General features: G+C 55.2%; 20 protein-coding genes. 2 read left to right on the forward strand and 18 right to left on the reverse strand.

Going from position 1 to position 23,346, the window contains the following annotated elements; all coding sequences use genetic code 11:
- Nucleotides 1-92: 92 nt before the first annotated feature.
- The 7 genes from GE107_RS23455 to GE107_RS26935 form a co-directional block, all read right to left on the reverse strand.
- Nucleotides 93-362, reverse strand: coding sequence for an HPr family phosphocarrier protein (locus GE107_RS23455; RefSeq protein ID WP_123042820.1), 270 nt, complete (start codon nucleotides 360-362; stop codon nucleotides 93-95).
- Between the two features lie 104 nt (nucleotides 363-466).
- Nucleotides 467-1,402, reverse strand: coding sequence for a DNA-binding protein WhiA (gene whiA / locus GE107_RS23460; RefSeq protein ID WP_219643763.1), 936 nt, complete (start codon nucleotides 1,400-1,402; stop codon nucleotides 467-469).
- A 5-nt stretch (nucleotides 1,403-1,407) separates the two neighbouring features.
- Complete coding sequence (locus GE107_RS23465; RefSeq protein WP_219643765.1) at nucleotides 1,408-2,394, reverse strand: gluconeogenesis factor YvcK family protein; 987 nt, start codon at nucleotides 2,392-2,394, stop codon at nucleotides 1,408-1,410.
- Nucleotides 2,395-2,402: 8 nt separating this feature from the next.
- Entirely contained in the window at nucleotides 2,403-3,293 is an 891-nt protein-coding gene (gene rapZ / locus GE107_RS23470) for an RNase adapter RapZ (protein ID WP_219643767.1), read from the reverse strand.
- A 78-nt stretch (nucleotides 3,294-3,371) separates the two neighbouring features.
- On the reverse strand, nucleotides 3,372-4,322 hold the full coding sequence (locus tag GE107_RS23475; RefSeq protein ID WP_219643769.1) for an ROK family glucokinase: 951 nt from the start codon (nucleotides 4,320-4,322) through the stop codon (nucleotides 3,372-3,374).
- A 190-nt stretch (nucleotides 4,323-4,512) separates the two neighbouring features.
- Complete coding sequence (locus tag GE107_RS23480; RefSeq protein ID WP_219643770.1) at nucleotides 4,513-5,301, reverse strand: class B sortase; 789 nt, start codon at nucleotides 5,299-5,301, stop codon at nucleotides 4,513-4,515.
- A gap of 19 nt (nucleotides 5,302-5,320) precedes the next feature.
- Nucleotides 5,321-11,620 (reverse strand): DUF7601 domain-containing protein, encoded by a 6,300-nt coding sequence (locus tag GE107_RS26935; RefSeq protein ID WP_219643772.1) that lies wholly within the window; start codon nucleotides 11,618-11,620, stop codon nucleotides 5,321-5,323.
- A gap of 205 nt (nucleotides 11,621-11,825) precedes the next feature.
- On the opposite strand from GE107_RS26935, the gene GE107_RS23490 reads away from it, so the two are divergent.
- Entirely contained in the window at nucleotides 11,826-12,974 is a 1,149-nt protein-coding gene (locus tag GE107_RS23490) for a response regulator (RefSeq protein ID WP_219643773.1), read from the forward strand.
- Between the two features lie 71 nt (nucleotides 12,975-13,045).
- Here GE107_RS23490 and trxB read toward each other — a convergent pair whose 3' ends face one another.
- From trxB to GE107_RS23515, 6 genes are all read right to left on the reverse strand, one after another.
- Entirely contained in the window at nucleotides 13,046-13,996 is a 951-nt protein-coding gene (gene trxB / locus GE107_RS23495; protein WP_219643774.1) for a thioredoxin-disulfide reductase, read from the reverse strand.
- Nucleotides 13,997-14,032: 36 nt separating this feature from the next.
- Nucleotides 14,033-15,778, reverse strand: coding sequence for a tetratricopeptide repeat protein (locus GE107_RS23500; protein ID WP_219643775.1), 1,746 nt, complete (start codon nucleotides 15,776-15,778; stop codon nucleotides 14,033-14,035).
- Nucleotides 15,779-16,059: 281 nt separating this feature from the next.
- Nucleotides 16,060-16,485: an SRPBCC family protein gene (locus GE107_RS23505; protein WP_219643777.1), complete on the reverse strand. Its 426-nt coding sequence runs from the start codon at nucleotides 16,483-16,485 to the stop codon at nucleotides 16,060-16,062.
- Nucleotides 16,478-16,600 carry a hypothetical protein gene (locus tag GE107_RS26820; RefSeq protein WP_255570808.1) on the reverse strand — a complete coding sequence of 41 codons (123 nt, stop codon included), beginning with the start codon at nucleotides 16,598-16,600 and terminating at the stop codon, nucleotides 16,478-16,480. Before GE107_RS26820 ends, GE107_RS23505 begins: the two co-directional genes overlap by 8 nt.
- A gap of 217 nt (nucleotides 16,601-16,817) precedes the next feature.
- Nucleotides 16,818-17,585 carry a S1 family peptidase gene (locus GE107_RS23510; protein ID WP_219643779.1) on the reverse strand — a complete coding sequence of 256 codons (768 nt, stop codon included), beginning with the start codon at nucleotides 17,583-17,585 and terminating at the stop codon, nucleotides 16,818-16,820.
- Between the two features lie 20 nt (nucleotides 17,586-17,605).
- The gene (locus GE107_RS23515; protein ID WP_219643781.1) at nucleotides 17,606-18,163 is read right to left on the reverse strand and encodes a hypothetical protein; all 558 of its coding nucleotides are present in this window, start codon (nucleotides 18,161-18,163) and stop codon (nucleotides 17,606-17,608) included.
- A 139-nt stretch (nucleotides 18,164-18,302) separates the two neighbouring features.
- Between GE107_RS23515 and GE107_RS23520 the strand changes: the two genes are divergently transcribed.
- The gene (locus GE107_RS23520; protein WP_219643782.1) at nucleotides 18,303-18,590 is read left to right on the forward strand and encodes a hypothetical protein; all 288 of its coding nucleotides are present in this window, start codon (nucleotides 18,303-18,305) and stop codon (nucleotides 18,588-18,590) included.
- A gap of 58 nt (nucleotides 18,591-18,648) precedes the next feature.
- On the opposite strand, the gene GE107_RS23525 is transcribed toward GE107_RS23520, so the two are convergent.
- The 5 genes from GE107_RS23525 to hisA all read right to left on the reverse strand — a co-directional run bounded on the left by GE107_RS23525 (nucleotide 18,649) and on the right by hisA (nucleotide 22,698).
- Complete coding sequence (locus GE107_RS23525) at nucleotides 18,649-19,602, reverse strand: ribose-phosphate diphosphokinase (RefSeq protein WP_219643783.1); 954 nt, start codon at nucleotides 19,600-19,602, stop codon at nucleotides 18,649-18,651.
- 82 nt (nucleotides 19,603-19,684) lie between these two features.
- The gene (hisJ, locus tag GE107_RS23530) at nucleotides 19,685-20,491 is read right to left on the reverse strand and encodes a histidinol-phosphatase HisJ (protein ID WP_219643820.1); all 807 of its coding nucleotides are present in this window, start codon (nucleotides 20,489-20,491) and stop codon (nucleotides 19,685-19,687) included.
- A 13-nt stretch (nucleotides 20,492-20,504) separates the two neighbouring features.
- Entirely contained in the window at nucleotides 20,505-21,149 is a 645-nt protein-coding gene (gene hisIE, locus GE107_RS23535; protein WP_255570817.1) for a bifunctional phosphoribosyl-AMP cyclohydrolase/phosphoribosyl-ATP diphosphatase HisIE, read from the reverse strand.
- Between the two features lie 14 nt (nucleotides 21,150-21,163).
- Entirely contained in the window at nucleotides 21,164-21,922 is a 759-nt protein-coding gene (gene hisF, locus GE107_RS26825) for an imidazole glycerol phosphate synthase subunit HisF (protein WP_255570809.1), read from the reverse strand.
- A 35-nt stretch (nucleotides 21,923-21,957) separates the two neighbouring features.
- Complete coding sequence (gene hisA / locus GE107_RS23540) at nucleotides 21,958-22,698, reverse strand: 1-(5-phosphoribosyl)-5-[(5-phosphoribosylamino)methylideneamino]imidazole-4-carboxamide isomerase (RefSeq protein ID WP_219643786.1); 741 nt, start codon at nucleotides 22,696-22,698, stop codon at nucleotides 21,958-21,960.
- Nucleotides 22,699-23,346 lie beyond the last annotated feature (648 nt).

The following is a 23,346-nucleotide window of genomic DNA, read 5'->3' on the forward strand; positions in this document are numbered from 1 at the left end:
GACGCAGGATGGACAACAAAGGTTTCAAAATTACATCGCCATTGCCGAAAAAATGCAAAAAGCTCCCTCACGGGAGCTTTGAGCGGTTGATTTTACTGGTTTTCCAGCTCTTCTTTGCTGACAAGCTGGACTAAAGCGGTTACAGCTTGCTCTGCATCGGAACCTTCCGCGCTGATGGAGACCTCCGTGCCGGAGCTGATGGCCAGACTCATGATACCCATGATGCTCTTGGCGTTGACTTTCTTGTCGTCCTTCTCCACGAAGACGTCGGAGGAGAATTTATTGGCTTCTTGCACGAAAAGCGCCGCCGGTCTGGCGTGAAGCCCCGTTTTGAGCCGAACAACCACCGGCTGTCTCGTCATTGGAACGGCTACCCCCTATCATGATTCAACCAACCCGCACATGATCTTCCGTGCATGGTTTCATACAATATTATAACATTGTTTGGAACAAAAGCGCCATATCGTTATGATCCGCCGTTCCGGATTTTTTCCGCCCATTCGTCAAGCTTCCTCAGCCTGTGGTTCACGCCGGACTTGCTGACCTGGCCTTTCAGCAGATCGCCGACCTCCTTCAGGTTGATGTCGGGATGCTTGAGACGGATTTCCGCCACTTCCCTGAGCTTCTCCGGCAAATTCTCTAGCCCGACTTCCTTCTGCAGCAGCTTGATGTTGTCGATTTGCCGGACGGCCGCGCCGATCGTCTTGTTGAGGTTGGCGGTTTCGCAGTTGACGATCCGGTTCACGGAATTGCGCATGTCCCGCATGATGCGGACGTCCTCGAACTTGAACAGCGCCTGATGGGCTCCGATGATGCTCAGGAATTCGATGATCTTCTCGCCTTCCTTGATGTACAGGATGAAGCCTTTCTTGCGCTCGATGAACCGGGCGTTCAAATGGAACTTGTTCGCCAGCTCCACGAGGGCGCGGCAATGCTCCTCGTACATCGAAGCGATCTCGAGGTGGTACGAAGAGCCTTCCGGATTGTTCACCGACCCGCCGGCCAGGAAAGCGCCCCGCAAATAAGCGCGCTTGCAGCACCCTTTCTTGATCAGGTTCTTGTCGATGCTCGGGTGGAACTGGAAGCCCTCCGTCGTGATGGCCAGTTCCTTGAGAAGCTCCTCTACGCCCCCGGGGACCCGCACCATGTAAACATTATTCTTCTTCAGGCGCATTTTCTTGCGGACCAACAATTCCGTCGGGACGTTAAAATGCCGTTTGAGCAGCGTGTACATTCTCCGCGCGATAGCGGCGTTTTCGGTGGAAATGTCCAGCACGATGCGTTTGTTCGTCAGCCCGACCGAGCCGTTCATCCGGATCAGCGCGGAGAGCTCCGCCCGCTCGCAGCAGGATTCGGAATCCACCAGCGTCAATTCTTTTTTGGTCTGGGCCGCAAAAGACATCGTTCTTACCCCTTCCGAAGCATCCAATTCTCCACGAGCTGGTAAATGTGGTCGCTCAGCTTCGCGGCGTCATGGCGCAAATACGTTCTAAACAAGACAAGCTTATCGGCGATGACCTTGTAACCCCGGCGGGTCACTTCCTCCAGGTCCAGGTGGACCGCCTTCGCGCCTTGCTCGGCGTAGAGGCTTTGGACCTGCGGAGGAATCTCTCCGTTGTTCACGATGACATAATCGAATAAATGATGCCCGATATGGCGGTGGATCGCGGCCAGATGGTCGCTCACCGAATAATTGTCCGTCTCGCCCGGCTGGGTCATGACGTTGCATACGAACAGCTTCACCGCATCCGATGCGACGATCGCTTCGGCCAGCTTGGGCACGATCAGGTTCGGAATGATGCTCGTGTACAGGCTGCCCGGCCCGATCAGGATGGCATCCGCCTCCCGGATCGCGTCCACGGCTTCCGGAAGCGGCTCCACGCGCTCCGGTTCGATGAAGACCCGGCGGATCGACATGCCCGCCTTCGGGATCGAAGATTCGCCGACGACGATCGTTCCGTCATCCATTTCCGCTTTCAATACGATGGCCTGGTTCGCCGCCGGCAATACGCGCCCTCTCACCGCGAGGACCCGGCTCAGCTCCTTGATCCCGGTCACGAAGTCTCCCGTGATCTCGGTCATCGCCGCCAGGATCAGGTTGCCCAGGCTGTGACCGGCCAAGCCGGTCCCGTTGTTGAAGCGGTATTTGAGCATTTCGTACAGCAGAGGCTCGGTATCCGCCAGCGCCGTCAGCACGCTCCGGATGTCGCCCGGCGGCGGGATCTGCAGCTCCTCCCGGAGAATGCCCGAGCTCCCGCCGTCATCGGCCACCGTCACGATGGCCGTAATGTCGAGCGGCTTCATCTTGAGGCCGCGAAGCATGACGGACAAACCCGTTCCGCCCCCGATCACGACGATGCGGGGAAGCCGGGGCCGTGTCGCAGTCGATTCCATTCCTTCACCTACCCTTGCCGCTCGCGTTCGGCATCGCGGTGGTGAACCCTGACCGTTTCGGTCTCGCCGGCGGCAAGCATTCTGCCCAAATATTCGCCGAGCGCCACCGAACGGTGTTTGCCGCCCGTGCAGCCGATCCCGATGACGATTTGGCTTTTGCCTTCCTTCTGGTACAACGGAATCAAATACTGCAGCATGTCGAGCAGCTTCTGCAGGAATGTCTGGGTTTCGGGCCATTTCATGACGTAGTCGTACACTTCTTGGTCCTGGCCGGTCTTCGGCCGCAGGTTCTCCACGTAGTGCGGATTCGGCAAAAACCGGACGTCGAAAATGAGATCGGCGTCGATCGGCACCCCGTACTTGAAGCCGAAGGAAGTCACGTTGATATTGATCCGGTTCCGGTCGAGGTTGGTGAATCGGGAAACGATTTTTTCCTTCAGCTGGGCGGGTTTCAGGCTGCTCGTATCGATTACCTGCGTGGCCCAGCCTTTCAGGTCCTCCAGCAGCTTGCGCTCCATGTGGATGCCGTCCAGCGGCATGCCCTCGGGCGCGAGCGGGTGGCGGCGGCGGCTTTCCTTGTACCGCTGCACGAGCACCGAGTCGGTCGCGTCCAGGAACAGGATTTCGTAATGGATCGTGTAGTGCTCCCGGATGAAGCCGAGCGATTCCGACAAGGCGGTGAAGAACTCGCGGCCCCGCAAGTCGATGACGAGGGCCACCTTCGCGATCCTCCCTTGCGACTGTTCGATCAGCTCGGCGAACTTCGGAATAAGGACCGGCGGCAAATTGTCCACGCAGAAGAACCCGAGGTCCTCCATGCTCTGGACCGCGATCGTCTTGCCCGCACCCGACATGCCGGTGATGATGACGAGCGTCGGTTGTGATCCGTGCAATTCCATGTCCGTACCTCCCCTGGAATGACAGGGCGCCTGAACCGCGCGGAGGAGCCGCGTCGGAACAGGCGCCGTATAACGGAATCAGGCGTTATGCATCAATCCGGCTGCGCCGACGACGCCGGCATTGTTACCGAGTTCGGCCGCCACGATGTCGACACCCTCCTGCGCCTTATCCTGTGCGTACTTGTGGAAGACTTCGCGAATTTGGGCGAATAGGAACTCCCCGGCTTTGCTGACGCCGCCTCCGAGGATGAACCGCTGAGGATTGACGATGACGGCCACGGTGGCCATCGATTTGCCGAGATAGTAGGCGGCCCGGCTGACGATCCGCTGGGCGACCTCATCGCCGTTCTTCGCGGCGTCGACGACATCCTTCGCGGTGATCGTCTCGATGAGCGACAGCGTCGTGCGGTCCCCCCGCTCGACGGCGTCTTTGGCCATCCGGATGATGCCCGTCGCCGACGATACCGTCTCCAAGCAGCCCATTTTGCCGCATCCGCACTGGATCGCTTCCAAGTCCGGGACGATCGACATATGGCCGAGCTCGCCGCCCATTCCGGAGAATCCCTCGATCAGCCGCCCTCCGACGACGATGCCGCCGCCCACGCCGGTGCCGAGCGTATAGCACACGACGCTGGAAATCCCGCGCCCCGCGCCGCCCCATGCTTCTCCCAGCGCCGCGACGTTGGCGTCGTTGTTAACCCTGACCGGTTTATTCAAGACCGCTTCCAAATGATCCTTCAGAGGAACGTTCGTCAGCGGCAAATTCGGCGAAAATTTGATGAAGCCCTTATCGAAATCCATAAATCCGGCGATGCCGATTCCGACCCCGGCCACCTGATCCCAAGTATACGGCGACTCCGACACGACATGCCGGGCATAACCCGCAATGTTGCCGAGGATCCTGTCCGTCCCCTGCTCCGTTCCCGTCGGGCCTTCATAAGTTTGAAGAAGGTCCCCGCTCTCGTTGCATATGCCAACCTTGATGGCGGTACCGCCGATGTCCGCACCGACGTAGATTTTTTCCGGCATTTCCAGGCACACCTCAATGTTATGAATACTGATCAATCACAGGGTTACAGTACCCACTATAAGGCAACGGGCCCCAGCGGTCAAGGAATCTCGAAAGGAGTGACGCCTTCTTCCACGACATGGAAGAAGGCCACCTATGGGTGACCTTCTTGGCATGCCGGAGATGGGAAGTGCTTCCGCAGGTGTCTCCTTATTCCCGCTTTCGGGCGACTACCGCTAACCGGCCGTTGTCGGTCGAGTATTCGCACGTAGACAGTACGATAAGCTTGTCGCCATACCGGGCTGTCACGCCTGTGTCGTAAAGAGCGAGTTTTTTGACGTTCTGCATGTACGAATCGAACCCGCCGGGCGTTGCCGCGTTCTCGATCCGGTAGTATTTAAAAACGTTGTCCGATTTGCGATAAACCTTGGACAGAATGACGGCGACAATCTCATATTCTTCTTTTTCGTAAAGAGTACTGAACTGGAACACCGCATGTTCCTTGTAGTAGCTTTCTTTCTTGTACTTCATCAGATCCGCGAACATGAAGCCGCTTTTCATGTGATGTCCGTGAATCAGCAAAATGTTCGAATCGTCTATCCGACTGTGGGCGGCGTCCAAAAAAGGGAGCCCGTTGATGTTCGGCTTTTTATCGAAATCGTGATCGAGATAGAATTCCTCGTCCTGCGCGTTCTGCATGATCGGGTAATCGATTCGGGTACCGCCGATAGACAGCCAGCCGACGATGTCCGGGTTTCTCGCGTGCAGCTCTTGAAACTCGGGGAGCATGGCCGGCTCTTGCTTCGCGGTGAGAAGCGAGGGGGTTGCGGCACCCCCGCCCGCGTTCGAATGCGATTTCCGGACTTCCGTCGGATGCGGCAGCTCTTGTATTTGCTTCTCCGCCTCATAATCCCGCAAGTAAATTCTCGCGGCGGAGGCAAGAGAGTAAACCAACAGAAGACCGGAAACGGCGATAAGAATTTTTTTGGTTTTGCTCATGTTCTTACCGCCTTTCCGTTTACTGAACGCGTTGTTTCTCCTTGCTTTTGCGCAGACTGAAACCGAGCGTGATCAAGGACATGAGCGCCAAAGCCATGTAGAAGATGGGCGATGCGCTGTTATCTCCTGTTTTCGGAACATCGTCCAGCTCGTTGCCGTTGCGCGTTCCGTTGTTGCCGTTACCGGGTACGCCGTTGCCGGGTACGCCGTTGCCGGGTACGCCGTTGCCGGGTACGCTGTTACCGGGTACGCCGTTGCCGGGTACGCCGTTGCCGGGCAAGCCGTTGTCGGGTACGCCGTTGTCGGGCACGCCGTTGTCGGGCACGCCGTTGTCGGGTACGCCGTTGTCGGGCACGCCGTTGCCGGGTCCGTTGTCGCCGTCAGGTTGGTTGCCGTTGCCAGGCGGAGTGCTCTCGGGCGGAGTGTAGGTTCCGCCGCCACCGTCGGAACGAATCGGTTGCATGGGTACGTTGTGTCTAACGATATCGGATTCGACAGAGATTATAGGGCTCTTATACTCCTCATACCCCGTCTTGGTGACGACCAAATAATAATCCGTTTCCGGGAATACCATATACGCATAGAAACCGGTCGGATCGCTGAATTGTTCCGGGCTATCGTTATCGTTAGGCGCAAAACCCGGAATCGGAGGTAAGATTACTTTATCGTGCGCAGTAATCCCTTTCTTTTTATTCCGCTCCGTATCCGCATAATACAGCGTCACCGTTGCTCCTTCGATCTGCCCTGTGGCGATCCCCTTGGTTGCATCGTAAACGGTGCCGTACGGATCAACCAGTTCTTCGGAGATATTGAGCTCTCCGCTGTCGCTCACCTTCAAATCCTTGCCCGCGATCACGAGCAATTCCTTGCCGTCCACTTCATATCGCAGTTCCAGCTTGTAATTGCCCGTAGACAAGCCTTCTGCCGCGAATGTGCCTTGCTCTCCCAGCGGGAACGCCTTGCGCTCGCCGTTGTCGTCCAGCACATAGTTGCCGCCAGACTTCAAATAAATCTTCATCTTCTTGTGATCGAGAAAATCAGCTAGGAGCGACTTCTCGCCATCCTGCTGCTTGAACAGAACGATCCCTACCGCTGTAATGTCCGCCGGAACGGTTTCGTCCGTCACGCTGCCGTCCACGTTCGCTTTTTGCGTGAACTCGACAGGCACGTCCCTCCCGCCTACAGGATACACCTTCGTGTACGTGATGGTATAGTCGGCATCCGCTTGGGCAGGGACGGAATATTCCCCATCCCCATTCGTATAGATGGTTTGCTTCTCGCCTGTCTTCACATTCGTCACGATGATTTCCGCATTCGGAATGATTTTTCCTGTGTTGTTGTCACGCAGCACGCCTTCCAGATACGGGCGGGTATTGACAAAGAGTGCTTTGGCCACTTCTTTCTCCGGAATGTGATCTGTGCGAACGAAACTTTTAGGTTCCGTCACATAACCGTCCTTCGTATAATCATCCTGGGTCACCGTATACTCGAGATCCGCCGGAAGTCCTTGCACAACGAACGTCTGGCCATCTGTAAGTTCGAAGGTGTCACCGCTCTTAACCACGCCCTTGCTGCCGTCCGACTTCTCATAGGAGTAGGATTTGTCTCCCCCCTCGCCTGTGAAGGTTACGGTGTACTTGAACGGCTTCTTCTTGTCGTCGTCTTTACCTTTAACCTCGTTGCTGATGAGCAAGCCGCCCTCCACGACTCGCACGTTCGTGAACGGGGCATTTTCATCTTTGCCCGCCATGACTCCAGTTCGATACCGTTCCTCTGGGTTGGTCACGTAGTCTTCGGTTGTGTAATCCTTCTGGGTAACTGTGTATTTCAGACCCTTAGGCAGACCCGAAATATCCAGTGTCTCTCCATGCTTGAGCTTGAAGGTATCGCCGGACTTGATCGTACCTGAGCCACCGCCCAACTTCTCGTAAGCGTAGCTTCCCTCCTTGCCTGTGCCGTCAAAGGTCACCGTGTACTCGAAGTCCTTCGTCTTGACGCCGTTGCCCATGACCGTATTGCTGATCGTCAGCTTGTTGACGCTCCGATCATTGGTGAAATCGGCCTTGCGATCGGCGCCCGCCATGATGCCGTCATCAGACAATGCAGGCGTGGTCGCGTAGCCGTCGTTCTTGTAATCGTCCTGGGTGATCGTATACTTCAGGTTATCAGGAAGCCCCTTAATCTTAAAGGTCTCGCCATCCTTGAGCATGAAGGTATCGCCGGATTTGATCGTGCCAGTCTTGCCGTCTGAACGCTCATAATCATAGGCTTGACCCTTTCCTGCACCGTCAAAGGTCACCGTGTACTTAAACGGCTTATCCGGTTCTGCGCCGTCTCCCGTGACGGTATTGCTGACGGTCAGATTGCTAACGTTCCGCTTGTTGACAAAATCCGCTTTGTGGTCGCCTTTATTCACGATAGTGCCTGACAGCTTTCTCGTCTCCGGCATGGTCGTGTAACCGTCAACGGTCGTATAATCGCCCTCGGTTACGGTATAGATCAGATTTACTGGCAATGCCGGCAGCGTCACAGATTGCCCGTGTTTGAGGGTAATCTTGTCACCGCTCTTGATCGTGCCAAACGTATTATCCGGCTTCTTATAGGTGTACTCTCCATCCTTGCCTTCGCCGGTGAAGGTCACGGTGTATTCAAAATCCTTGGAAGAATCGCTGCCGTTGCCTTCCACCTTATTGCTGATGGTCAGCTTGCCTTGGGCCGGTGTGGGCACGACCAGCGGATTATCAGAGGATACTTTCACTCCGTCTACCCAGATGGGCTTCCCGGGTGTATTACCTACATACACCTGATAAATTCTTGTTGTCGGCAACCATGTCGTTGTGTCAATATAGGTTTCCTTCAGCTCATAAAGGCCCGGATCCGGGAACAGCAGATTAAGCTTGCCGTCATTTCCGGTTTTTCCTTTGGCAACTTGCGCTCCGCCGTCTTTCTTATACAGCGTAAACTCTACGTCCTTCAGCGGATTGCCATTGGGATCTACCTTTTTTAGTGCCAACAGGGCATTGGAGCTGGACGCGCCTGCTACGTCCGTGCTATCCAACGTGCTCTCGCTCTTGGCGCTGATAGATTTCAGCTTGTCATCGCCCATCAGCTTGACCTCGTTGCCCATCTTGTCGCCGGCTTTTGCTTTCTTGTTGTCCACCTCGGTCTGGTATACGAACTGATAGAGCCGATTCGGATCGGTCATCCGGAATGTCAGAACGGTCGTGCCGTTCGCGCCGGGCATTGCTTCTGCTTGAACCTCGCTATTCGGATCGCTGAGGTCCAGTGCGGTACCCTTCCTTACCAAAGTCCCGCTCGCGGTCATCTCGGCGCGGTATACCGCCATGCTCGGCGCGGTCAGCACCAGCTTGCCGTCTACATCATAGCGCAGGTTCATGTTCGCGCCGATCGTATCCTGCAGGTACACGCCTTGCTCCATGTTGAACGGAGGGGTATAGTTTACCGTCCATTCCAGCACGCCCGCCGTCGGCTTGCTCACCGATTTGCTCAAGGTCTGGATCGGGACGATGACCTTGCGCTGTTCCGTGACCTTCTTCTCCACGCCGCCCCATGTCATGAACAGGTCGGCTTTGTTATAGAGCACCTGCTTGGCTGTTCCGTTGGCAATGTACTCCTCCAAATATTTCTCCAGCGCCGCATTGGAAGGTCTTGCCTTTACTAAAATGACATAAGGGCTTTCCAGCTTGGAGAAAGTAAAGGTTCCGATATTGCCACTACTGGCGAATTTGACTACATGACTCGGGTCAGTCCGTTCAATTACCTTTATTGCATCATTGCGCACACCGTACTCAGTGCCACCGCCATTGTCCGAGTAGCCTTTGTACAGCTCGAAGTTCTTGTCCTCGGAGAACGGAACAAATTCCCAACCCTCTGGCAGGGTGTCCACCAGTCTGATGTCGGTGACGACTCGACTGCCGCCGTCCTTCGCCAATTCATCGGTGTTGTAGCCCGGCATGTTCACGCCCAAGCGGAACGTAACGGTCTTGGTCGTCCGGTCAAAGGCAGAAATCGTCCATGTTTCATTGCTATCGTTTCTAATGTAGCTGCCGACGTTATTCGGGGTAACGATCTCAGGCGTACCGTCTGCCTTCAACGGCGTTGACGCGAAAAGCATATCCTTGTTCAGCATACGCACATGAAGATTAATCCAATTATCCGCCGCTTTTACGGTTTCGCCGTCAAAGAGCAGGGCCCGATTCCAGCGGGTTTTACCTACGTTAATATCTTGCCTGAAGAGAACGTCCGGGTTGGTCTCAAGTGCACGGAAGCTGAAGGAGGTAGCTTTGTCCGTGTTGTATCCGGTCACTTTGATCAAATCCGCTACCGCTTCGCCGTTCACTTTTAAAGGAATAGCCTTCAAGGTCAAGCCAGACGCATTGGTCACGCCCTTCAAGCTTCCCGCATGATACTTCTTCCACAGCTGCGCAGTATTTACATTTGCTTTGATTTTCGCAATCGTTTCCGCGCTTACCTCGCCGGTTTCATCCACAGCGTCGTTCAAGACGTTCAGATCTCCGCCATGAACGAGCACATCGTAAACTACTGCATCCGGCAGTGCATACTGTGGCGTTAAGTTAACGGTCCATGTAATGCCGCCTAGGTTATAATCCGCCATCGAAATAGAGCCTGCTTTTGTGAACGTATGCGCCCCGATCGTAATGACTGCTTCGTCGGTTACCGCAGCGGGTCTGGTACCGGTGCTCACATCATTATTCTGGATGGCGTTGCCGCTCGCGTCCTTGACGTCTAGGTCCCAGTTCGCGCGGGGGACGTTGGTGAAGCTGGAACCGCTAATCACCTTGGACTTTACGACCAGCCGGACAGCTTCATTTACATCCCCGAAGGAATAGATGCTTGTCGTGGCTGGATCCGGTTGGATCTCCGTTGCAGTGCCCCACTTCTTCCCTGCGGCATCCCACAACTGCCACTCTGCCGATACGAATTCAAGTCCCGTCGGCAGCACATCCGTGATCGTAAAGTTTTTCAGACCCGTCTTATGATAATTCGCATTGACGTCGGTCGTCCAGGTGATGATTTGATTCGCGTGGTCATAGGCACCGGACGCTGTAATCCAATCGGGTGCAAAGGAAATCTCTTGGTTTGCGCTCACTAAAACCGTGTCATCACTCTTTTTTAATTGCACGATGCCATTCATGTCCCGATAGCTGCGACCAAGATTTCCCGGCGGATTCCGGTGCTCGTAATAGTAAGCTTCTTTCGGAATCCATGTCTTGAACTCGACCTTCGGATCTATACCGGTACCTGGCGGGAAGATGTAGCTCAGCTTACCGTCGGAGTCGATATTGGGCTCTACCGCTATGTCGTTGACCTTGAAGGAACCAAGCACATAGATGCCTCGGACATTACCAAAGCCAGTATTATAAGAGGCGGGATCCGTAAAAAACTTCTCCCCGTCGAGCGGCAGCTTGATTGTGGCATCAAACTTATCGAAAGCAGATACTGTTGACTGCCAGGTAATCGCACCTTCAACAAATTGTGCGGGTTGAATTCCGCGATAGCTATATTGATCCCACTTGATCATTCCCGGCGAAAGCAATGTAATGCTGTATGCCGGTGTGACTTCCGGATTTTTCAGTTGATACGCCCCTCCGAAAATGGAGATAGGCTTTGACTCTCCGTATTCTAAGCCCGTCAAATCCGAATTGGCGGTGGTTTCAAAGCCGAACGTAACCGCTCGTCCAACACCGTTGAAAAAGCTATCGTCGCCATTAAACACGATCTTGATGCTGTTCGGGGTGAAATAGGCAGTCCCAAGCTGTTTCGCGCCAAATTCAGTTGTTGCCATCAAAGTTTTGGTAGCTGTCGGCAACACCACTTCCTTGAAGTGGGGATCTCTCGTCAGCTCAATCCAGTCGCCCTTCTGAATGTACTTGCTAGAATCAGCATTCGTCGGATTCGGATCGTCGCCATTCACCGGCACCTTGAGACCCTCCGACTTCAGCGTAAATTGCTGTCTGCCTTGGATGGTTTCTCCGGGTGCAATAACAGCAAGAGGAGTTCCCTGCAGCACTGTCAACGGAAAGGTTGAATTCGCCCCCATAAACACATCGGTTTTGTCCGATGCAACTGCCGCCGCCATAGCCATCGGGGCGGCAGCCCCCGGGTTTCCATACACTGCCTCGGATACGGACGGTTCCGTCGCGCCGGCCTCGCCGACCGTTGCCGTCCCGGAATCGTCTGATGATGCGGCAGCAGCGAATGTCGCGGTCTGTAAGGCAAGCAAAACCGCCAACAAGAAAGAGATTACCGTTTTGCCTACGCTGCGTTGTCGTTTCATTGCATGATTTCCCTCCACTTCCCTATGTATACTTTCTTATATGAATGAGTCTATCAATCCAACCTCAACAAAAACTATACAACCTGACCGTCTATACAAACGGAAGCCATTTTCCGATAATTAGGAGATGTGCAATCCAGCGATTCGTAATAGGGTTGCATGCACAAAGCCAACAACAAGTTAGACTCTCAAGGAGGCAGCTCCTGTGAAAGCCATATTGGTTGACGATGAGCCCTTGGCATTGCTTGAGTTACAAAAAGCGATCAAGAACGAAGTGAGCGGAATGGAGGTGATCGCCGCTTACTCGAATCCGGAGGATGTCGTGGCCGGCGTATTGGCGCATCGCCCCGACGTCGTGTTCCTGGACATCCAGATGCCCGAGATCGACGGACTGAATCTGGGCAAGCAAATCCAGTCGGTCGTACCCGGAATCGAAATCGTATTCGTGACCGGTTACGACCGGTACGCGGTGCGCGCTTTCGAGCTCAATGCACTGGACTATATTATGAAGCCCATAGATCGGGATCGTTTCCGCCAAACCGTGCTGCGACTCAAGGAGAAATTAAGCCTGAAGGGCGCCGCGAATGTCCGAGAGACGAACTCCCCATTCATTCGTTGTTTTCATCAGGTTCAGTTTCAATTGCCCGGCATGGATGCGCAGACCGTCAAATGGCGGACGAGCAAAGCGCAAGAGTTGTTCGCCTACTTGCTCCATCATCGGGACCGGACGATCAGCCGCGGCGTTTTGCTGGAGCTCCTGTGGCCGGACCTCGAGGAGTCTAAAGCCGCGCAGCAGCTCTATACGACGATTTATTACATCCGCCAAACGTTGAAGAAATACGGCATGGACATGATTTCCATTCAAAGCGGGGATTGGGAAGCGGGATACCGACTGGAACTGGGGAAGGTGCGGGTGGAAGCCGAGAAATGGGAAAACGACTTGAAGCAACTGGGCCCCCTGGATCCGAACACCGCGGATGCTTACGAGCATGTACTGAATGCTTACAATGGCCATTATCTTGAGGCTTATGGCTATATATGGGCGGAACACGAGCGGGAACGGTTTCGGTTGCTCTGGTTGCACCAAATGAGAAACTTGGGCGAGTTTTACGAACGGCACGGACTACCGAGAAAAGCGATCGAGGTTCATCTCCGTATCCAACGAATGCTTCCGGACGAGGAGGAAAGCTATTTCTCGCTGATGAAGCTGTATGATGCAGCCGGCGAAAGCATAGGCGTTGAGGAGCAGTATCTGCTGCTGACAACGAGACTGGAACGGGATTTGGAGACGCCGGTCAACACCGACATCGACAATTGGTATAGAAGCTGGAAATTGGTTGGCCAAGCCACATAACGACTGGGACAGCGCCGAAACGACAGAAGAACCGGAGGAGACTCCGGTTCTTCTGTCGTTTCGTGCGTCTATTAAGATACCGCTCCCGACCAGTCGTGGACGGCCGAGCCTTCCAGGAACTTCTCCGCGTCGAGCGCCGCCATGCAGCCGCTCCCGGCCGCCGTGATCGCTTGGCGGTATTTGTTGTCTTGCACGTCTCCGCAAGCGAAGATCCCTGGCACGTTCGTCTCGGAGGAGCCCGGCTTCACCTTGATGTAGCCGATTTCGTCCGTGTCGATCTGGCCGTTCAGGAACTTCGTGTTCGGCGTATGGCCGATCGCCACGAACAGGCCTTGCGTTTCGATGACCTCTTCCTTGCCGGTCTCGTTATTCAGGACTTTGAGTCCCGTGACGCCCATTCCGGTCGCGATAACTTCCAGCGGCGTGCGGTTAAGCGCCCAAGTGATTTTCGGATTCTCGCGGGCGCGGTCCTGCATGATTTTGGAAGCGCGCAGCTCCTCGCGGCGGTGTACCAATACGACTTCGGACGCGAACCTTGTCAGGAAGTTCGCTTCTTCCATCGCGGAGTCGCCGCCGCCGACGACGATGATTTTCTTGCCGCGGAAGAAAAATCCGTCACAGGTCGCGCAGGTGCTGACGCCGCGTCCGACATTGTCGCGTTCGCCGGGGATGCCCAGGTACTTGGCCGATGCGCCGGTCGAGATGATGAGCGTCTCCGCCTGCAGCGTTTCCCCGCCTTCGAGGGTCAGGGTGAAAGGACGTTTGGACGTATCCACGGAATTGATCCAACCCGTCCTGAATTCCGCTCCGAAACGCTCTGCCTGCTTGCGCATGTTGGCCATCAGTTCCGGCCCCATGATGCCTTCCGGGAAACCCGGGAAATTCTCGACTTCGGTCGTGGTCGTCAATTGTCCGCCCGGCTCCGGGCCTTCGATGACCAGAGGATTCAGGTTGGCGCGCGCCAGATAGATGGCCGCCGTGAGTCCGGCAGGGCCGGTTCCGATAACGATCGATTTGTACATGGTTTCTTCCTCCGTCTCTCTATATGTGACGTTCGTTTATTTCTTCTCCTTGAAAGCGGGAGTCGTCAAATCGAGCTTCTCGCGGATTCCGCAGGCCTCGTCAATCCGGTTGGCATACCGGCTGATGCTCGCCTGCGAAGCCCCGTAGCGGCTCACCAGATCGGAATAGGTGACCGTTCTCCGGTGCATCTTGGCGGTCCAATATTCGAGAGCCGCCGCCCAGCCTGCCGCCTTGTGCAGCTTCGGCACTTCCGGGTACACCCGGGACAGGTAATCGACCCACAGCGTCATCATATCGTGCTGCTGGACGACGTCGTACCGGCCCGACATGTTCTCCAGCGCCTTCTCCAGCACCGCCTGCCACGCGCTGTCCCATACGGGCAGCTTCGCCGACTTGCGGCGGGCTTCCAGCGTGATCGTGCGGCCGCTGAACGTCACGGTTAGCGCGTCCTGGACGCCGATCGAACGGAGCACCAGCACCGCCACCCGCTTGAGCTCGTCCTCCTCCTCGGGATCGACCAGGAACGCCTTCAGCGCCTCGATCACCTCTTCGTCCGCCACAAGGCCGAGCGCTTGGATGACCTGGACCTTCGTACGGCGGTCGCCATGCCGGAGCGCCCAGAAGAACGAGGAGCGGATCAGAGGATCGCGCTTCAACGCTTCGGATACGAGCCCGGGGCTGGCTTCCCAACGCTTGAACTGTTCTTCGAAAGGCAGGTGGTAATGGTAATGGACCGGCGGCCTTTCCTCGCCCGTCCGGATTTTGTCCAGCTTCCGCAAGTAGAACGTCGGAACCTCCGACTCCGGATCGAGTCTCCCGGCCTGCCGCCAATAGCGGTCGGCTTCGTCGTACAAGCCGAGATTAACCGCCGCCACGGCCGCAAAATGGTGCAGGCTGGGCTCGCCCGACAGCTCGCCGGTCTTCAGCAGGCGGCGGAAATGGCGGTAAGCCTCGCGGTGCTCTCCGACGATTCCGAGCGTCGTGGCCAGCTTGAACACGTGCTCGGGATGGAAAGGCACGGTTTTGCGAAGCTTCTCCATCAGCGACCGGAGCTGCGCTTCGCGGTTCGCGTGCTGGTAGAAGATGGCCAGGTTGCACAGCGCGTGCAGGTTGCCGGGCTCCGCGTCCAGCACCTCGGTGATCGTCTGGACCGATTTGTCGAACAATCCCATGTAATAGTATGCCAAGCCCAGATTGTTGCGGGCCGCGAGGAAATCGGGCTGGCGCTGAATAATTTCTTCCAGGATCTTGACCGCCTCGGCGAACCGTCCGGCCTCGAGGAGCTCGCGCGCCTTGTCGTGGGCGAATACGTTCTCCTTGGATTTGATCGTCGAAATCTTGGTCGGCCGGTTCAGCTCGTAGCCGAGCAGGTCCAGCAGTTCGTCCGCCTCGTCGAGGAACTGGCCCTCCGGGTCGTTCTCGAGGTAGCGCACGAGCGCTTCTTCCGCCGCCTCGTACAGCTCCATGTTGGCGTAATTGTTCGCCAGGTAGTAATAGCATTCGGTCATGGCCGGATCGATGCGGTCCAGAACCGAGCGCAGAATGACGTTCGATTCCTCGTACCGGCCCATTTCCGACAAAATCCCCGCCATGTTGCAGTGGTTGACCGGGTTCTCCGGTTCGTATTCGACAGCCCGGCGGAAATACTTCAGTGCCTTGTCGTAATGGAAGCGGTCCAGCGATTGCACGGCGCGTTCGAAGAAAAAAGTCGCATCCAGACGCATCGGGATGACTTTGGGACGCCGGTTCTTGTTCTTGGCAACGCGTTTCCGCTGACTCATCGGCAAGGCACCTCCCCGGTTGTTCTCGCGTTATCGTTCACTCTATGCCTCCATGCAGTTCCCCTCTTCGTTATCCAAGATTATATCACAGCGTTTGCCATCCATAAAATAAAAACGCGCGCCCGGGGAGGACGACCAATTTATAATCATTATAATCTAAGCTTGATTTTAAACAAGGGGGTTGGCTGATTTTATAAGAATGAAACGAACAGCCTTAGTCCGATGGATGATCGAACTAAGGCTGCCGATATCGCTTGTTTCATTGCCTAACACGAAGACGTTCATTGACCGTCCAAGGCTTCGCCGAGCCGATCCAACAACGCCTTTGTCCCGTGCTCACGCTGTTCGGGCGTATCGTGACCGTCCAGAAATACGCCCTGTTCCGTATAGATCAACCGCGTTCCGACTTCCGCGTGCTTGAATTCCACCGTGGATACGGAAACGGATATCCGCGTGTCATCCATGTCTAACGTATACGAATAGACAATGCGCTGGTCCGGAACGATTTCCTGGTAGCGGGCGTCGAAGGTGTACACCGGGCCCCCGGGCGGACCCCCGCGGTTGAACTCGCGTCCTCCGACTCGGAAGTCGAACTCTTCGGCATTCGGGAACCAGGCGGCTTTGGCGGCCTGGCCCGCCCGGGCTGGCGAGTGTTTATAAATTCGTTCGATGACGAAAGTGGAATGTTTTGCGGATGGTTCATTCATCGTTGCTTCCTCCTTGTCCGGGTTCTCCCGGATGTTTGTCGAGATACGCGCCAAGCCGGTCGAGATGGAAGTCCCAGCTCGACTTTCGCTCGGCGAAATATTTCTCGTGATTCATTCGCATCACCCGCATGGATAACATGGTTTCAGCCGCTTGTTCCGGGTTTGTCTTCAGGTTCTTTGTCATGCAATCTCATGAACTGCGCACCACCTGTCATCTATGCACTTCCATCACCTCGTGGTTTGCTGGATATTTTCACTCCTTAGTCGACGCACTGCCAACGCAAAAAGCTGCGTTTAGGCACCAGGTTCCTAAACGCAGCTATTATTTATTGCTAGTTTAACACTGGCGTAATGTTAAACCAATTTAGAGTGTTTTCAACTTGAGTATAAACTTCGACGTGATTTCCATTCAATGTTCCGTCACCAACATGAGTTCCCATTAATATACCATCATAATCATCAAATAAGATTCCACCGCTATCTCCGGGTATTGCAGTATAGTTGGCTGCAGTTAAATTGCTATTACCGAGTGAACTTATATTCGTCGAGCCTATTAATCCATAGCTTGTATTATTATAACCAGAGAATGCTACATATTGCCCAACATATTCATTACTTTCTCTTTGATAACTTGTAATTGCCTCATCTCGTGATGAATTAAGATATACATCATTGCTTACGATCCAACTGGGTGTAGGGATAAGCATTGCATCTACAGAACCAGCATCCCTCACTTGTCCAGTGATATTTGAAGAGCCAACGATGTATGCATCCGCATGACCCCAATAAGGTTGTTTAAATGTATCCATGGCTACGCCATCATGGCAGTGGCCAGCAGTAACAACAAAGTAACTGTTACTTGAATTCTTCGCAGAAAATCCAACTGAGCAGGTACTTCCGCTGCTCGACCCAATTATTACACCACTCTGAATCGGATTATACATACTTGTTTTACTCTCGTTTCTCAACATGCTCTCATCCACTTGGAAGAATTCCAACATTTTTCCGTAACGATTGGTCATGTAATTTGTTGCATTCTCTGTCACATATCTAAGTCCTACTTCAATCTCATTGTCAACAACATCTGTTGCAATTGACAATACATCAATACCTTGAGCCTTTAGAGTTTCTGTATCTTCGAATATTGCTTATGCTTTTCATTCAGCTCTTCTTCACTAAATTTTGCATCAATAAACTTTATCTTTTCAGGTTTTCCAAAAAGACGTGTTGTCTTCTCAATTTCTAGGTTTGATGTATTATTAATGCCCTTGATTCTGACATATAGAACGCCACCTTCATTCTGCTTAACAAATAATCCTCCGAAATTATCATCGCCAAATGCTGTTTTTAATTGAGCTTTAACTTGTGGGATTCGCTCATTTAAAAATGCGAGTCTTTCCTTAAATTCTTTTTCTTCATCCAGTGTCATATAAAAATCGTGCAGAACAAGATCTTGTTGATTCTTTTTTTCTAACAAACCTTTCACATAATCTGAGTCAGACTTAAAGCCAAGTTCCATCCTCTTTTTAATATTATATTCCAATGATGCGGATTTCTCGTCCCTTATTTTCGAATCGACTTCATTGTTTACGTCATGATCGTTTGCCCCAAATACATTACCGGCCAATAAAAGAAAACAACATAATGCACTCATTCCAGTAAAAAAGATCTTTTTCATAAAGTTCATCTCCTTTTTATAGTCAACCTTTTTCATTAAATGTTTGTAATATTTGTCACCTTCCTGTATGTAGTATAATAAAAAGTGAAATTAATGTAAATTATTCTGTTATATCATATCTTTTGAGGGAGGGCTGAATGTGAGCAGATCACTATTCATTTTCTTCTTGTGTTTATCATTAATTACCGCGTGTAGTAAAGCAGAGAAGAGTCAATTTGTTGTGGAAGGTACTGTTGAACGCATTGAATACTCCAATGATTACGTATTAATGTATGTGGAGAATTTCCCAATTCCAATATCTAAGGACGAGAAGCAACAATATTCAGTTGGACAAAAAGAGAGAGCGACACTTCAAAGTACAAAAAGAACGGATATCTATAATCCTAAGTATATTAAAGTCAAAAAAATTGAGATTCTTTCTCCCTAATAAAAAATGAAGAACAGAAGCCGTAAGGCGAACTGTTCTTCATTGTCTCATAAACGTATTAGATTCCCGCGTTCTTGAACAGCGTGCTGATCGAGCCGCCTTCCATGATGATCCGGATCGATTCCGACAGCATCGGGGCGACCGACAGGACGCGGAATCGCGGCGAGCGGTCCTCCGGCAGCAGGATGGAGTCCGTCACGACGACCTCCCGGATATTCGGATGGTCCAGCTTCTGCAGCGCGTTGGCCGAGAAGAGCGGATGGGTGGCGCAGACGTAGGCGTCTTGCGCGCCGCGTTCCTTCAGGCCTTCGACGACATTGACGATCGTGGAGCCGGTATCGATCATGTCCTCGATGATGATCGGCGTGCAGCCTTCGACATTCCCGATGACGTGGGTGATGACCGACTCGTTGTGGCTCGGCCGTTTCTTGATCATGATCGCGAACGGCGCGTTCAGCTGGTTCGCCAGCTTCTCCGCGGTCGAAGCGCGGCCGGCGTCCGGCGAAACGACGACCGGATTCGGCAAATTCAAGCACTTCAGGTGGTCGCTGATCAGATCCAGAGCGGTCAGGTGGTCCACCGGAATGTTGAAGAAGCCTTGGATCGCCGGAGCATGCAGGTCGATCGTGATGACCCGGTGGGCGCCTACCGTTGTCAGGACATCGGCGACCATCTTCGCGGAAATCGGTTCCCGCGGCGCGGCTTTCCGCTCCTGTCGGGCGTATCCGTAATAAGGAAGCACGAGATTGATGGTACGGGCGGATGCGCGTTTGGCCGCATCGATCATGACCAGCAGCTCGACGAAGAAATCGTTGATCGGATGGGAAAAGGACTGGATCAGGAAAACGTCGCAGTTGCGGATCGTTTCTTCATAGTGCACGTAAACCTCGCCGCTTTTGAACCGGGATACCTTGATTTTTCCGAGCGGAAGTCCCAGCTGTTCGGCGATCTTCCTGGCCAGCGGCTCGTTGGACGTTCCCGAGAAAACCCGGAGTTTGCTGCTGCTGTACATGTGCCCCTCCAAAAATATCGGAATGTGCGACATTAACCGACTCATTTCGTTCAAACCCATTATACATGACGCGGACGGGTTTTCACAAAGGAATCCTTCCCCTTAAGCGGCCTTCAAATGTGGCTATTTCGTTAATTCCGGAGCTTCGGAGAATACGCTCCGCCTCTTCGGCTTTCTGCCCGACCCGGTCGGGATGGTGCGCATCCGAGCCGTACGTGACCGGAATGCCCAGCTCCCTGGCGCGCTTCAGTATCCTCGGGGACGGGTACATTTCCTTGGCCGCCGTATGGATGCCCGCCGCGTTCAGCTCGATCGCGAGTCCATGCTTCGCGACCGCTTGCAGCGCGCTTTCCTCCAGCTCCGCCGTGTCCTCCTCCGGCCGGTACCCGAACCGCTTGATCGCGTCGATATGGCCGATGTAGTCGTACAACCCGGCGGCCGCGGCTTTGCGCACGGCACCGTAATATTGCTCATACACCTGGAAAATGTTGCGGCCTTCCCAGTTGTGCACCTGGCGGAAATCCGTCACGTCCCACGTCCCGAGAAAATGCACCGAACCGATGACGTAATCCCAAGGATACGCCTCGATGATTTTGGCGATCTCGTCCTCGTGGCCTTCGATGTAATCGCCTTCCAGTCCGACGCGCACGGAAATTCGATCCCGGTACTTCTCTTTGAGTTTCAGGCACTCTTCCACGTACCGCGGCAGCTCGTCCATCGGCATCGCCATCTCGGGATAATACGAAGCGGGGTCGACGTGAAGAAGAGGCATGTGATCGGACAATCCGATCTGGACCATGCCTTGGGCGATCGCGCTTTCGATGTATTGCTCGAGGGTGCCGACGGCGTGGCCGCAGCGCACGTGATGCGTATGGTAATCGATTTTCATGGCTGCCATCCGCCTAATCCTTCTTGACGGGCTTCCGGTGGCGGAATTCGAGCTCTTCCAGCACGTCGTCCAGCGGAATCCGCTGCTCGCGCAGCAGCACCATCAGGTGGAAAATGAGATCGGCGGCTTCGGCTCGCAGCTCCTTGGCATCGCGGTTTTTCCCGGCGATGATGACCTCGGCCGTCTCTTCTCCGATTTTTTTGAGGATTTTGTCCAGGCCCTTGTCGAAAAGATACGTCGTATAGGAGCCCTCGGTGCGCTCGGCGTCCCGCTGCGCGATCGTGGCCTCGAGCTGGGCCAGCGGGGCGAAACGGTCGGGTTTTGCGTCGTCGGCGGTTGCGTCATCCGCCTCCGCGCTGCGGTAGAAGCAGCTGTACGCCCCGGTGTGGCAGGCCGGGCCGTTCTGGTTGACTTGGACCAGCAACGTATCCCCGTCGCAGTCGTATTTCAGGGACACGACCTCCTGCGTATGGCCGCTCGTCGCGCCTTTGTTCCACAGTTCCCCGCGGGAACGGCTCCAGAACCACGTTTGCCCGGTTTCGACCGTTTTCTGCAGCGATTCCCGGTTCATGTACGCCAGCATCAGCACTTCCTTGCTGGCCGCGTCTTGCACGACCGCCGGCACGAGGCCTTGGTCGTCGTACTTGATCTGCTCCATCCAGGCGGCATCGGTCACCTGACGTTCACTCCTTTGGCGCGAAGCGCGTCCTTCACCTCGCGGACCGTCACTTCTTTGTAGTGGAAAATGCTTGCGGCCAGCGCCGCGTCGGCGTGCCCGAGCGTAAGGACGTCGGCGAAATGGCCGGCGTTCCCCGCTCCGCCCGAGGCGATGACCGGAATGCCCACCTCGTCCGAGATGACCCGGGTCAGCGCCATGTCGAATCCGTCCTTCGTGCCGTCCGCGTCCATGCTGGTGAGCAGCAGCTCGCCCGCGCCTCTCCGTTCCGCTTCCTTGGCCCATTCCACCGCGCGTTGGCCGGTCGCTTTGCGGCCGCCGTGGGTGTACACTTCCCACTCTTCCCACTCCGCGTTGAACTTGGCGTCGATCGCGACGACGATGCACTGGGCGCCGAACGTCCGTGAGCCCTCCGTGATCAGCTCCGGCTTCAGGATGGCCGCGGTGTTGATGCCGATTTTGTCCGCGCCGGCTCTCAGGAGCCTCTTCATGTCTTCGACGGCCTGGATGCCGCCTCCGACCGTGAACGGAATCGACACCTCCTCGGCCGTGCGGCGCACGACGTCCACCATCGTGGCGCGTCCTTCGTGGGAGGCCGAAATGTCGAGGAACACGAGCTCGTCGGCACCTTCTTTGTCGTAGAGCGCCGCGAGCTCCACCGGGTCCCCGGCGTCGCGAAGGTTCACGAAATTGACTCCCTTGACGACCCGGCCGTCCTTGACGTCGAGGCAGGGAATGACTCTTTTGGCGAGCATGGGGCGTTCTCCTTTCGTTCGTGCCGGATAAGCGGTTAGTTGTCCTTAGCCAGCTTGCGGACGGCGTCCGCGAGACTGATGCTTCCGGTGTAGAGCGCTTTGCCGACGATGGCGCCGCCGACGCCGTCCTTGGCATGGGCCGCCAGGCGGTCCAGATCCTCCGGCCGGCTGACGCCGCCGGAAGCGATGACCGTGCGCCCGGACACTTGCGCGAGGCGAACGATCGCCTCCACGTTCGGACCGCCCATCATGCCGTCGCGCGAAATGTCGGTGAAGATGAACGTTTGCGCGCCCTCGGCCGCGAGTTGTACAGCCAGGTCCTCCGCCTTCACTTCGGAGGTCTCGAGCCATCCGCGCGTGGCGACCAGGCCGTTACGGGCGTCGATGCCGATGGCGATTTTGGCGCCGTGCTTGGCGAGAACGCGGGAGACGAACGCGCGGTCCTCGATCGCGGCCGTGCCGAGAATGACGCGGGAGACGCCGAGGCCGAGCAGGCGATCCACGTCTTCTTCCTTGCGAAGGCCGCCGCCAACCTGCACCGGCACCTTCACCGCCTGCGCGATTCGGCCGATCAGCTCGTCGTTGACGGGATGGCCGGCTTTGGCGCCGTCGAGGTCGACGAGGTGGATCCACTCTCCGCCTTGCGCTTCCCAGTCGCGCGCGACCGCCGCCGGGTCGTCGTTGTACACGGTTTCGCGGTTGTAATCGCCCTGCACGAGACGGACGCATTTGCCGTCCCGGATGTCGATGGCGGGGTAGATGATGAACTTGGACATGATGGTTGAAACCTCCGAACGTGACCCTCGCGCGGTCGGCGCGGGATCGAGGTGATGAGTGGTGTGAGTGTGGGCACGGTGCGCTTCTTGTGATAATGAGCATCGCGTGTTGCTCTCAACCGCAGCTGTAAGACGGTCTGGGCGTCTTGCGGAGCTCGTTTTGGCGTGTTGTGCCGCTTTAAGACGCTCTGAGCGTCTTGCGGAGCTCGTTTTGGCGTGTTGTGCCGCTTTAAGACGCTCTGAGCGTCTTGCGGAGCTCGTTTTGGCGTATTGTGCCGCTGTAAGACGGTCTGAGCTTCTTGCGGAGCTCGTTTTGGCGTGTTCCGCAGTTGTAAGACGGTCTGAGCGTCACGCGCAGCACTTTTCGGCGAGTTGCCGCCGCTGTAACCTAAGCTACTTTTCGGCGCCTTAACCGGTTTAAGTCGGTTACGGCACACGCTCAACTACTTCTCGGCGCCATAACCGGGTTTTCCCGGTTACGGCACACGTTCAGCTACTTCCAGGCGCCTTAACCGGTTTTTTCCGGGCTACAGCACTCGTTCAGCTACTTTTCGGCACTCTACCCGGGTTTTTCCGGGTTACAGCACACGCTCAGCTACTTTTCGGCGCTCTAACCGGGTTTTTCCGGGTTACGGCACCTGTTCAGCT

Origin of the sequence: Cohnella sp. CFH 77786, from assembly GCF_019400745.1 — a bacterium.
In the GTDB taxonomy this organism is placed as follows: Bacteria; Bacillota; Bacilli; order Paenibacillales; family Paenibacillaceae; genus Cohnella.

Bases quoted from the DNA above. Each gene is read 5' to 3' on its own strand.
- whiA (WP_219643763.1), bottom strand. From the start codon at position 1,402: ATGTCTTTTGCGGCCCAGACCAAAAAAGAATTGACGCTGGTGGATTCC.
- GE107_RS23480 (WP_219643770.1), bottom strand. From the start codon at position 5,301: ATGAGCAAAACCAAAAAAATTCTTATCGCCGTTTCCGGTCTTCTGTTG.
- hisA (WP_219643786.1), bottom strand. From the start codon at position 22,698: ATGTCCAAGTTCATCATCTACCCCGCCATCGACATCCGGGACGGCAAA.
- rapZ (WP_219643767.1), bottom strand. From the start codon at position 3,293: ATGGAATTGCACGGATCACAACCGACGCTCGTCATCATCACCGGCATG.
- GE107_RS23515 (WP_219643781.1), bottom strand. From the start codon at position 18,163: ATGAAAAAGATCTTTTTTACTGGAATGAGTGCATTATGTTGTTTTCTT.
- GE107_RS23525 (WP_219643783.1), bottom strand. From the start codon at position 19,602: ATGTACAGCAGCAGCAAACTCCGGGTTTTCTCGGGAACGTCCAACGAG.
- GE107_RS23500 (WP_219643775.1), bottom strand. From the start codon at position 15,778: ATGAGTCAGCGGAAACGCGTTGCCAAGAACAAGAACCGGCGTCCCAAA.
- GE107_RS26935 (WP_219643772.1), bottom strand. From the start codon at position 11,620: ATGAAACGACAACGCAGCGTAGGCAAAACGGTAATCTCTTTCTTGTTG.
- GE107_RS23505 (WP_219643777.1), bottom strand. From the start codon at position 16,485: ATGAATGAACCATCCGCAAAACATTCCACTTTCGTCATCGAACGAATT.
- GE107_RS23455 (WP_123042820.1), bottom strand. From the start codon at position 362: ATGACGAGACAGCCGGTGGTTGTTCGGCTCAAAACGGGGCTTCACGCC.
- GE107_RS23465 (WP_219643765.1), bottom strand. From the start codon at position 2,394: ATGGAATCGACTGCGACACGGCCCCGGCTTCCCCGCATCGTCGTGATC.
- hisJ (WP_219643820.1), bottom strand. From the start codon at position 20,491: ATGAAAATCGATTACCATACGCATCACGTGCGCTGCGGCCACGCCGTC.
- hisF (WP_255570809.1), bottom strand. From the start codon at position 21,922: ATGCTCGCCAAAAGAGTCATTCCCTGCCTCGACGTCAAGGACGGCCGG.
- GE107_RS26820 (WP_255570808.1), bottom strand. From the start codon at position 16,600: ATGAATCACGAGAAATATTTCGCCGAGCGAAAGTCGAGCTGGGACTTC.
- trxB (WP_219643774.1), bottom strand. From the start codon at position 13,996: ATGTACAAATCGATCGTTATCGGAACCGGCCCTGCCGGACTCACGGCG.
- GE107_RS23475 (WP_219643769.1), bottom strand. From the start codon at position 4,322: ATGCCGGAAAAAATCTACGTCGGTGCGGACATCGGCGGTACCGCCATC.
- hisIE (WP_255570817.1), bottom strand. From the start codon at position 21,149: ATGGAGCAGATCAAGTACGACGACCAAGGCCTCGTGCCGGCGGTCGTG.